General features: G+C 40.2%; 11 protein-coding genes and 1 pseudogene. 4 read left to right on the forward strand and 8 right to left on the reverse strand.

The genetic code is table 11. From position 1 onward, the window contains the following. Positions 1-188: 188 nt before the first annotated feature. Both H6F42_RS20630 and H6F42_RS20635 read right to left on the reverse strand, forming a co-directional pair. Positions 189-872 (reverse strand): DUF3854 domain-containing protein, encoded by a 684-nt coding sequence (locus H6F42_RS20630; RefSeq protein WP_190401280.1) that lies wholly within the window; start codon positions 870-872, stop codon positions 189-191. Positions 873-905: 33 nt separating this feature from the next. Beyond that, positions 906-1,169, reverse strand: a complete 264-nt coding sequence (locus H6F42_RS20635; protein WP_190401271.1) for a hypothetical protein — start codon at positions 1,167-1,169, stop codon at positions 906-908. Between the two features lie 378 nt (positions 1,170-1,547). Between H6F42_RS20635 and H6F42_RS20640 the strand changes: the two genes are divergently transcribed. Next, positions 1,548-2,699 carry a helix-turn-helix domain-containing protein gene (locus tag H6F42_RS20640; RefSeq protein ID WP_190401272.1) on the forward strand — a complete coding sequence of 384 codons (1,152 nt, stop codon included), beginning with the start codon at positions 1,548-1,550 and terminating at the stop codon, positions 2,697-2,699. A 338-nt stretch (positions 2,700-3,037) separates the two neighbouring features. On the opposite strand, the gene H6F42_RS20645 is transcribed toward H6F42_RS20640, so the two are convergent. The 4 genes from H6F42_RS20645 to H6F42_RS20660 all read right to left on the reverse strand — a co-directional run bounded on the left by H6F42_RS20645 (position 3,038) and on the right by H6F42_RS20660 (position 6,856). Then, a complete protein-coding gene (locus H6F42_RS20645) occupies positions 3,038-3,724 on the reverse strand; it encodes a DUF6753 family protein (protein WP_190401273.1) in 687 nt (228 codons plus the stop codon). Position 3,725: 1 nt separating this feature from the next. Further along, entirely contained in the window at positions 3,726-4,445 is a 720-nt protein-coding gene (locus tag H6F42_RS20650) for a mobilization protein MobD-like protein (RefSeq protein ID WP_190401274.1), read from the reverse strand. Between the two features lie 11 nt (positions 4,446-4,456). After that, entirely contained in the window at positions 4,457-5,047 is a 591-nt protein-coding gene (locus H6F42_RS20655; RefSeq protein WP_190401275.1) for a hypothetical protein, read from the reverse strand. A gap of 854 nt (positions 5,048-5,901) precedes the next feature. Continuing rightward, a protein-coding gene (locus H6F42_RS20660; RefSeq protein ID WP_199289220.1) for an IS630 family transposase occupies positions 5,902-6,856 on the reverse strand; the annotation gives its coding sequence in 2 pieces (ribosomal slippage) (positions 5,902-6,514 and positions 6,513-6,856; 957 coding nt in all). 564 nt (positions 6,857-7,420) lie between these two features. Here H6F42_RS20660 and mobC point away from each other — a divergent pair. Genes mobC through H6F42_RS20675 form a run of 3 tightly spaced genes read left to right on the forward strand, consistent with a single transcriptional unit; the run spans position 7,421 to position 10,052 of the window. Next, entirely contained in the window at positions 7,421-7,816 is a 396-nt protein-coding gene (gene mobC, locus H6F42_RS20665) for a plasmid mobilization relaxosome protein MobC (protein WP_190401276.1), read from the forward strand. Positions 7,817-7,825: 9 nt separating this feature from the next. After that, positions 7,826-9,364, forward strand: coding sequence for a relaxase/mobilization nuclease domain-containing protein (locus H6F42_RS20670; RefSeq protein ID WP_190401277.1), 1,539 nt, complete (start codon positions 7,826-7,828; stop codon positions 9,362-9,364). Between the two features lie 52 nt (positions 9,365-9,416). After that, positions 9,417-10,052 (forward strand): GNAT family N-acetyltransferase, encoded by a 636-nt coding sequence (locus H6F42_RS20675; protein ID WP_190401278.1) that lies wholly within the window; start codon positions 9,417-9,419, stop codon positions 10,050-10,052. 308 nt (positions 10,053-10,360) lie between these two features. Here H6F42_RS20675 and H6F42_RS20680 read toward each other — a convergent pair whose 3' ends face one another. Beyond that, on the reverse strand, positions 10,361-10,633 hold the full coding sequence (locus H6F42_RS20680; protein WP_190401279.1) for a peptidoglycan-binding domain-containing protein: 273 nt from the start codon (positions 10,631-10,633) through the stop codon (positions 10,361-10,363). A 137-nt stretch (positions 10,634-10,770) separates the two neighbouring features. Next, positions 10,771-11,160 (reverse strand): annotated as a pseudogene (locus H6F42_RS22400) (ATP-binding domain-containing protein); the annotation flags it as partial. Between the last annotated feature and the right edge of the window lie 102 nt (positions 11,161-11,262).

The raw sequence follows: 11,262 nt of genomic DNA on the forward strand, positions 1-11,262 counted from the left end.
GAACTTTGACAATGTGAAGAGGTTATTTGAGTTAGTCACTCATCTTCAAGTCTTTTGCTTTGAGAAGATTTTTAAGTATGGCTTTTTTCCACAACTCATTTAGGATTGCTATAGATGAGTTGAAAGAAGATATTTCTAGATCAATTAAAACAAGAATTATTGATTTTTATCGCCCATAGTATTGAAGATCAATTACTTCCTTTGAAGATCGCCGCAATCGCTTGAGTCTTGCCAGTCCCCTTAGCCGATTGCAACGCCACAATCCCAGTTTTAGGAATGTAATCGGGGATTTCATATCGATCCAATTGAAACATCACATTCATCGATAAACTCTTAAACGGCTTAAACGTAAGTTGGCAATCTTGTTGATATTCCCATGTGTAGGTATTGAGAGAAATGGCAGCCAAGTTGACCTGATGGAAAGCATCAATTCCACGCTCAACAATGAAATCATCAACACCAGTTTTATCAGTACCTTCCAGCAAAGGCAGCTCAACTACCTTAACGAGGCAATCCGCATCCGCAAATAGCTTGCCAGTCTTGACCGTAGCAAGAAAAACATCATGCTTAGTTTTTTCCTTAGTTTCGGCATCAAAGCAGAATAAGACCTGACGCTTGGGAGTCGCGAACATAGCTAGATAGGGTTGCAGAGCCAACTTACCATCTGCACCTTTAGTCCGTCCCATCGTAATGCCACTCAAAGAGATCGCCACATAACCCTGAGATAACAAGCAGCAAGACTTTTTCATCCCCTCACAGATGAAGATCGGAATTTCAGGATGTTCAGCTACCCAAGCCCAAAAATTAACAGAATCAGGTAAAGCCGAGAAATCAACCTCCAGACCATAGCGATCGGCTACCTTTTGCCAAATTGATTGAGGAACTAAAGCAAAACCACCGACCTGTCAGCGTTTAGCAGGATTCTCATACTTACGGGGTTTCCCCTTTTTGTGATCGATTAGAGGTTTGCTAAGCTTGACTTGGAACACTTCAGGCTTTTCGAGAATGGGATTCCAAGAATGAATGAGCGCTCCAAACAGCTCTGGACGCTGTTGTTTCCCAGATTGCCAGACAGTCCGCCACTTAGCAGGATTCCAATTCAGAGCCTCATGGATTGGGTAGTTGACTTCACCCCCACTTTCAACAATTTCATCTGCTATAATTTCCACATTAGAATCAAAAAGTTCAGGCTCGATCGCACTGCCATCAACCTATTCACGGTAAACTAAATCCGAGAAAGAACGTAGATCTAAAGTTGTTGATTTCATCTTTAATATTAAATAAAATAACTACGGTTTTGGTACAAAACATTAAATTTAACGTTTTATGACACAAGAAATATGCTCGGTTGCAACACCCGATAGGAGGATAATTTCAAAATATAGGTGAGGATCTGTGTTGTTTCAGGAGAAATTAATTTAATAAAGCATAGTAGAAAAGCCTAATTATTGGGAATACTTTTACCAAATTCTACCCTTTTATATATATTTTCGACATACAGATATCGTAAAACATCAAAAACGCACTTGAATATTGAGAGCTAGTTCATGAAAAAGCAAAAAGCAGACAAGCAGAAAAGCCTAAAAGCAAAGGCTGCAAAGGTGAAGACTCCTAGAGTTATGCCCGATGTATCAGAGTATATTAGGCTGTACAAAGAAGAAAACTACCCGATCCGAGACATAGCAAAACACTATCAGGTATCGGTTTCAACGGTATATAACGCGATGGTCGTATCAGGGTTTAGTGAATTTAGACCCAAACATGCGCGAATGAGCCACACAAGGATGTCTAAAGAAGAACAGGCGATCGCCCTATACCAAACAGGAGTGACAAGGACAGCCGTAGTCCAGAAGCTCAATATCTCAGCTAGGACTCTCAACCAAGTCCTAGAAAAGCATGGAATTCCCATTCGTCGAGGGATTGATTTAGTCACCTCCGCCAATCGCGCCGCCCAGTATCACAAAGCTTATAACGATCACCACCTAAGTCTAAGAGAAACCGCAGAACTATTTGGAGTATCCCATCCGATTATCCTGCGGGAACTAAAGCGCAATGGCTACCCGATTAGGCAAAGCGTAGACTCTAAAAATCGTCCCACCTTTAAGCTAAAACACAAACTGGGAGGCATAGTAGGCTTACCCACACCAAAGCTTACCCCAAAACAAAAAGAACGCCGCCAGATCTTGATGCGGATCAGGCAGAGACGCGAAGATAATCAAAAGCTCAAGCGCCTTAAGAACTACAACCGTGCCAAAGAATATTGGCAACTGATAAATGAAGGCGGGTTAGACTTTGAGGAAGTGGGTAAACTATTTGACCTGTCAGGTAAAACCATAGAACGGGTAATTGTCCGAGCAGGAATCGACATTTCCGAAGTAGCACGAAGAGAAAAAGCTGCCGCTTTCAAAGAAGAACAAGTAATCGCGCAGAAATATTGGGAGCTATATAGCAAACCAATGAGCCTAGACGAAGTGGGCACAATCTTCGGGCTAAGCGATTCCACGGTTAGAGCCGTGTTAATTAGACATGGATATGAAATCAGGAAGCGCGGCAGGATTGAGAATAGCGATCGCAACCAGATGAAACCAAGGCAGCCGAAACCCAAAAAAAATAAGCAGCAAGCCATCATCCCAGCCGAAAATATGGAAGCAACGGGAAAAGCATTAGATCTGCTAATTTCAAATACAAAGGTTAAGTAATCTGCATTATGAATAGCTTTTGCTGTAAATGTTACTTGTTTACAAAAACATATTGATCAGATTATTGAACATAGTGTTTTTTTCGATTAATGATATTTGCAACCAAAATCAACGCTGATCTTCATATACCCTCTGGGTTTCAGCACCATACCCAGAGAGGACACTAACATTTAGGATATCTCTATATTATTGACAGTAGCAACGATAAATTAAGGGTTTCAACCTTACATTATTGAGAATACAGCTATTTTTAGAGAGACTCTTTAGTTAATTTAAAAAACACTATATCCAATGAATTGGATATAGTGTTTTTTCGATTAATATTCGGTGTAATAAAATCAACGCCGATCTTCATATACTCTCTGGTTTTCAGGCAAAACCCAAAGAGCGCACAAACCTTTCGTAACGTACTTACCATTGAGAATAATCAAAGCATCCTTAAGGTTTTGCTGGTCTTGCAGACAGGTCTTCAAAATGTCTCGATTCCAGTCCACGAGATTCTTTGCCATTTTGCCATCATCACTAGCTAACCAGTCTAGATCCTTTGCCGTCTGGGGATTTAGACTAGGTTGAGGAGATAGTACTTTAGCGATCGCCAAGCCCGAAACCAGCCCTGCCGCTAAGCCAATCATCAACATTCCCGCACAGAAACCAATGAAGGGCAAGCTAATCGCCCGCCAATAACCTTGGGATTCCTGATGCTGTTTGTTTTTGAGGATATTCGCGATCGCCTGACTAATCGCTACCTCCTGTTCTTTAACCGCAGTCTCGCGCAGAGTCGCCAGAAAGTCACGAAACTTCTGAATACCAACATCAAAGCCTTTGGCTAAGGCACTTTGGAGCAGGTTGGGTGCAGTAGCCACCGTTGCGGCAACTTGGGCATTAGACAAGAAAATCGCAATGTAAGGATCGTTTTGAGGAATGCCAGACTTAGCCACAATCTCATAAATTTTGGCTTTGACCGTGGGATCGTAATCATGAATAGCAATATCCAGATAGGTTTTGGGTTGAGGATCGCTATTCATACTAGGACTTTGCTTCTTTTTTCTGGATGTTTTGAGGCAAGAGATTTGTGGATTCAAAGGCTTTGTAAGCATCTCTGAGGAAGGTTTTGATTTGATTCCTGCCAATGATGCCAAATTCGGAGTAGTTAGAAGCCTCATCAAAGGTTAGGCGTTTAGCATTGATTTCAATGCGCCTACCATCTCCCAACTTCGGAAAATCAATCACGGCTACACCATATTCGGCGATCGCCTTCTGGATTGCTTCATGCTCGTGGAAATAGCCCCATTCATCACAGCGACCCCAGTTTTTGATAAACACATGGGTGATGTAGCCTTGGTAATGCTCTAGCGACTCGATGAATAACTCGATTGAGTCACTTTCACCATCACTGACGAACCACTTGATGAAAGACACGCCATGCTCTTTGCCCAAGTCTAGTAAGCCTTTCGTATTAATCCATTGGGATACAGCACGATGGGCTTGAGCGGGTAAATTGACAACGACAGTTTTCTTGAGCGCATAGTCAAAAATAGAATCAGGGACATCAGCCATTTTCTCGTTTTCAGAGAAAAAAGCAGCCTTACTGTCTTTGTAAATGTTGAGGACAGTGGGATTGCTGCGATCCGCTTCAATGCCAGCTAATGGGATGGCACGATCCTTGAGATATTGGAGCATGGTTCGAGCAACCCAACTTTTTCCCACTCCACCTTTTTCACCATCGATCAGATTAATAATTGCCATAAAGTTACCTCCTAATAACGATTGTAGTGTTTCAAGATTTTCTGTTGTGCTAAGTAGTCATCATCGTCGTCATCGTCTACAGGTACAGACTTGGGGACGATACTTTTGGGATTGCTGGTTTTGATGCTATTTGGCTTTACTAATGAGATCGGTTGAGTGCGATCGCTACTGTCTACATCGGCAAGAGTTTCCATAGCAGAGGGGATATTCTCAATGCTATCCGACAAACTTGCAATTGGTTGTTGAGTTAAGTCAGATTCTAACGATTTGTTTTGTTGTAAAGCCTTTTTTGCCCTAGCGGTATGGGTTTTAGCTTTAGTCCCAGCCTTTTTTTGTTTCTCGTTAATTCGCCATATATACTGCTTTATTGTTTTAGCAGAGATATCGACGTGAAGCTCATCTTTCAGGTTTTGACTAATTTCGTTATATGTACTTCCTGAAGCAAGTAAAGCTCTGACAGCATCCTCAAGGAATGAGATGATGTCTACTTTCCTTGTCAGTTTATCTTTGTTTTTGATAGATGCAAACCACCGATCAGATAGCTCTGTCAACTGCTCTGTGGCTACCTCTACAACTGTTGAGCAAGGTCTGTTTTCAGGCATTGTTTTTTAGCTGATTGTTTGTCTATAAGTCTGGAATCTCAGATAACAAGTGCTGCGATGAAGGTAATTTAGAGAATTTGTTGATTTGGGGAACTCCATAAATATGTGGATTAGTTGATGAATTTATCATAGCCACAAACGCAATAATAAAAAGTCTTTTTTTATATTAATCTTGCTTAGGAATATTAATCTCAATCACTGAAACCTTTACTCAGATTATATCCTAAGGATTTTTGGTCAGATCTATTTTTTTTAGGCTTTGAGTAAACAATCTGTAGACTGTGAATAGATTTTCTATAGTCTCTTATCCCATTGAGAAGATAGTTGAATTTCCTGTAAACCATTCATAGAATACTTATGGCTTACCTATAGACTTTGCGTAGATTCTCTGTAGAACTGCTAAATACATTGGGTAATAATATGTAGACTGCTAGTAGACTTTATGATAACTATCTGTTGACCTATAGTAGCTTCTTTATCGATTATCTATAGGCTTTTAGGAGAACTTTTGTAGACTATAAATAAACTCCCTATTGATTTCCCTTAGATTTTCTGTAGATTTCTACAGACCTTGGATAAAAATATGTAGTCTATTAGTAGACTTTTTGATAATTATTTGTTGACTCTTTATAGATTATTTATAGATTACTTGTAGAATTTTGTAGATTGTCAAGTAGATTCCCTATAGATTCTCTGTAAATTGCTATAGACTTTGTATAGAAATCTGTAGATTCTTATTAGTTTTTGTAATAACTATTTGTTGATTTTCGTTAGATTTTTGATTGATTGTTAATAGTCTTTGTGTATAGGCTTATGTAGATTATTAGTAGTCCCTGTGTAGAATATAGCAAATTTCAATCTAGTGAGGTACAGTAGCAGGAATGGGTAAACCAAGAGAGAAAATCTGAACTAGAAAGACCATTAAAAGCATCTTCAAGTGAATTGAGCAAATCAGGATAATTTCTTGCACCAATAGACCGCAGAATACTCTTAATCTTTGACCAACAATTTTCAATGGGTGAAAAGTCAGGAGAATAAGGAGGTAAATAGATTAGAGTCGCTCCCGCCGCCGCAATCAAAGCTTCGATATTTTCGCCCTTATGAATAGAGCAATTATCCATGAATACATAAGCACCAGCCCAAAGCTTAGGAACTAGTTTAGGCGCAATAAAAGCTTCAAAGGTAAGACTATCAGCAGCCCCTAAGATACTAACTTGGGTCAGCAAGCCGTTAAGTCCTATCGCACCAATCACAGAAACATTTTTACCCCGTTTAAGTGGTTTTGAGCCTCTGGCTCTTTTTCCCTTGGCTGAACGGGCAAACAATCTGGTTAGCGCTAAATTTATTCCTGATTCATCAATAAAGATCATCTCCTTTGCCAGAATTCCTCGCACTGATTGCCAGAAATCAAAGCGCTGTTGCTGTACTCTTTCGCTCTCTTTTTCCGTTGGATGTAATGTTTTTTTTGAAGGTTATATTTAGCTTCTTGAGCATTCTATACACAGTGACTCGGCTAATCAGGACTCCAGTATGCTCATGCAACATCTGGCTTAACTCCTCAAGCGTTGCATCATTATTTTCCTCGGCTAATTTCTCTAGTACTGCTAGCTGCTCATGGTTCAGTTTTGTTGGGGTTTGCTCTGTTCGCTTCTTTGGTTCAACATGACCTGTCTCTCGATATTGCTTGATTATCTTTTCGATGAAACTCAGTGCCACGTCAAATTGCTTGGCTAATTTTCGCTGCGATATTTTGCCTTCTTCAGACAGCTTGATTATCTTTTCTCTCAAGTCTATTGAATATGCTTTCATGCTCAGTCGTCACTAAAAAACTTTCTCTTCTTTTCTTCTACAATGTACTGCACTAGACTGGAATTTGCTATATAAGTAGACTCTTCATAGATTTCTTGTAGATTTTGGGCAAACTATCATAAGTCCATATGTAGACTTCTGATAGAGATTAGCTAGACTCTCTGTATGCTCTCCTGTAGGCGTTCTGTATATTAGTTGTAACTTTTTGCGAACGAGTTTGCGCCGTTTCAGGGGTGTGCGGGGTTTGGAGCAAGCTATGTTGCTTGTCGGACAAGAAATCGCGCTATCGCTTGATTTTTGTTCGACAGCAACATGACCGCTTGCCAAGGGGGAATTCCCCCTTTGGATTCCCCCTTAATAAATTCAAAGCTTCAAATAAAAAAACTGAGTTGCAATTAATTTTGCAAGAATTAAATTTTTGTAGAAATGGAATATTTTGAAATTCTAGTTTGCATAAAAAATGTAGACTATGATTATAATTAGCGAGTCCATCTCGCCGAATTTCTTGCTTTTGAATATTTTTTCAACAGCACTTGTACAGAATAAACTTTAGGAATAGCAGTAATGACTTTATCCGTTAAATTCACGGTACGCATGACTGAAAATGAGAAAGTTGTATTGGATGAAAAAGCTAAGAGACTGAATGTTAAATCGAGTAAATTTGTCCGCTATGCAGTTTTTAAGTACGAGCCACAATCATCACTAGCTCCAATGACTAGCGTTGATTGGGATACATATCACCTGTTAGGACAAATGAAATTTGAGTTGAATAAAATTGGTACTAACATTAATCAGTTGACACACGATGCTAATTTAAGTGTGATGATGGGTAGTCCTATGCAGTCGCAACTTGATGAATTTCAAAAGTTATCTGGTTTTCTCAATCAACTTGCTTCATTAATATCCGATGTTCGCTCTCAAATTACTACGAATGCAGGTTTAACCCCACAGGAGGAGTAGGAAAGAAGCATGATCGGCAAAATTATTAAGGGTAGAGGCTTTCGGGGATGCCTGTCCTATGTACTGGAAAAAACTGGTGCAGAAATTATTGACACAAATATGGATGGTGATAGCCCTCGTAGTCTTGCGAATGAGTTTTCTCTATCGCGACAGTTAAGACCAATGCTCAATCAAGCAGTTTGTCATATTTCTCTAAGCCTTAGTCCTGATGAACATCTTAACGATGCTTCTTGGCAGCAGGTGATTGCCCAATACCTTAAGGACATGGGTTTTATCAATAATCAGTATGTTGCTGTGAAGCATACCGATACAGCAAATCATGAGCATGTTCATTTAGTTACGAGTCGAGTGAAAATGGATGGCTCTGTTGTCTCGGATAGCTGGGATTGGACGCGCAGCCAAGAATCGATCCGAAAACTGGAAAAGGATTTTGGATTAGCATCAGTTCCGTCAAGTCGGACAAGCGATCGCCAAGAGGAAACCTATCGCCACATTGAAAAGGAGAGAAAAACAGGCAAACCTTCAGTCAAGAAGCAACTTGCTAATAAGATTAGTGCTGCTTTGGCTTATGCCAAGTCACTACCAGACTTTATAGAGCAGCTAAATCGCGATCAAATTCGAGTAAAAGTTGAACGCGATCGAGAGGGAAAGCCCAGAGGCATTGCTTACAAATACGATGGAGTTAGGCTGTCTGGCTCAAGTGTAGGCAAAGCATACTCGCTGCCGCGTATTTTGAAAAAATTGGAAAATTCGTCTAGTGAGACTGTAAAACCTAATATCTATAACTTGAAGCCTCATATATCGCAGGTAATCATTGAACAGATAAAAGCAGGGATGACCATGCCCCAGTTTATTGAGCAGCTTCGACAATCAGGCGTGGATGCTCATGTCAAATACACCCGCAATAAGAAGGTTAAAGGTATTTCCTATAGTTTTGGAGATAACAGCATTCAAGGTAATGAATTAGGAAAAGAGTTTAGCTGGGGCGGACTTCAGAAACATTTGCAGGTAAATTACGATCCAGTGCGTGATATGCCGATTATTCTGGAGATGCAGGAAGCTAATTCTAAGCTGACAAGTCAAGAATCTCCTCCTCAAGCATCCGAAGGACTATCAGATAGTTTATTTGCCGAGCTTGCACTGGAACTAGAAAGATTGCGATCTTTACAATTACCCAACCCAATTCAGCCTGAGAATGTGCTTGAAAATAAGACCTCAATTACCCCAGAGCATGAAGGCATGGATAAGGCTCAGATGGTCGTCTCACTCTGTCATCAACTCCTCAATGAGCTAGGGGCTGATAGTTTTGGAGAAGTGAGTAAAAACTCTTACGGTATCCAACGAAGTGGAGATAGTCTAACCGTTGAGAGATTAAGAGGCGATCGCCAGATCATTTTGCAGGTTAAGGGACAGGAAATTGAATTTGCTAATTTGAGCGAATTGGACATTCGACAATTTGAACAAGCTTGGCATCATCGATCTAAAGCACAGCAACGAAGTATTGACTCACAATTCCAAATTTGTATCTTGTCAATGCACGGTACATAAGTAACGATCTCCCATTTCCACTTAACCAAACATTCCTTATGCATATTGCTCCATGAAAAAGATCACGATTGGCGATCGCTACTATATCAATGGATTTGCACTCATTGGTAAAATGGGATTGCCTTCTTACTATTGTCAGACAACAAATAAGTTCAAAGATTCTATGCAAATTCAAGCGCTTTCTCGTTCGACACTCTCCTCTGCAATTGAATTAGCAAACCTAGTTTTCCCCTATCAAAAAGTACTAGAAAGAGCGGACTTAGCTTTCAAACTGAGCTTGACATCTGGATGGACATCAAAGCTAATTCTTCAACTAGTGAGTATTGCAGAGCCTCGTTATTGGGTTGCTCTGAATGAGGATGGAGATGTAACAGGGGTAACTGGACTTTACAAATATCTTAAGGACAAAGATGACTCACTTTGGTTGGGCTGGACTTGCGTTTCTCCTTTGGCACGAGGCAAGGGAATTGGCGGACAGTTAGTAGACTTTGCGATCACAAAAGCTCGTTCTGAGGGCAAGAAGTTTTTAAAGCTTTATACTTCCAACCATCCCAATGAATCCGCCGCACAGCATCTTTATGAACGTAGAGGGTTACAAATCGTTGGTGAAGGAGAATTACAGGGAAGCAGTTTCAAGAGAATATATCGCCAACTAGATCTCACAAACGAAAATAATTATCTTAGCTAACGTAAACAGTGATTAATCTGGCTTAACCGACTTCTAAGGGAGCGATTGCCAATGAAGCACAACTAGTTGAATCGTTGGGCATGGAATATATTGCAATTTCTGTGAATTGGGAAGATCCGACAATGGCTGATTTAGACGAATTTCTGTAAGCAATGAAACAACGCTAACAGCAAAAAATCTTTAGTAGAAAGGTAATGTGGAATCAATAATATTGCATAAGTAACTTTTAAAAGCTTTACTATGTAAAGCTTTTAAAAGTTACTGATTTGAGTTTTCGCTCAAAACTTTATAGCTTTGAACAAATAAACTTAAGTTTGATTACCCAAACCAATTCCACCCATGATTTTCCCAATAGCGCTGGAAATCACTTCAGGTTCAGGCGCGGCTTTCTTTGTTTCTAAAGCTGCCCATGTCAATGAACCGACTATGCCATCAGCATCAAGGTTGTGCTCTGTCTGAAATTTAATGACAGCAGCCTCAGTTTGATCACCAAACACACCATCAGCATTGATTTCTAATAATGATTGCAGGAGAGTTACCTCTTCACTGGCATCTCCTTTGTATAACTCTGCATGCGCCATAATAATTCTCCGATAAAAACTTAGATTTGGCAAAACCAAAAATTCAACCTCATAAGCTTATGCTGCATCCGCAAGTTAATCAAAAAACCTCAAGGATTTAGTAAGAATTTCGGTAGTCATCTGGAGGTAAGAATAGACTAGGATTGAGAATCTGCAAACTTAGTTAACCGTTGGGCTAGATAAGTATATCTATGCCGATCGCTAACTTGTTTGACCGCCAACCCGATCGCTTTCGACTCCCCGACGATAATGACAAGCTTTCGCGCACGAGTCAGTCCAGTGTAGAAAAGATTACGAGAAAGCATCAGAAAATGCTGCATAAACAGAGGCATGATTACCACAGGGTACTCGCTGCCCTGCGCTTTATGGATTGTCGTTGCTCTAGCCAGAGCAATCTCATTGAGATCGGCATAATCATAGGTCACTTGCCGATCGCCAAATATCACTGTGACTTCCCGTTCCTCTAAATCGACACCCGTAATCGAACCAATGTCACCATTAAAAACCTCACGGTTGTATAGCTGTCGCCAAGTGTATTAGGACGCAGAAGCGGCCAGAACAGATTCCATGGCATCACGTAAATTGTCAGAATTGCGTAAAAGTTTGCGAATTCGATGCTTCAACCAAGC

The sequence above is a fragment of the Pseudanabaena sp. FACHB-1998 genome, assembly GCF_014696355.1.
Taxonomy (GTDB): Bacteria; Cyanobacteriota; Cyanobacteriia; order Pseudanabaenales; family Pseudanabaenaceae; genus Pseudanabaena.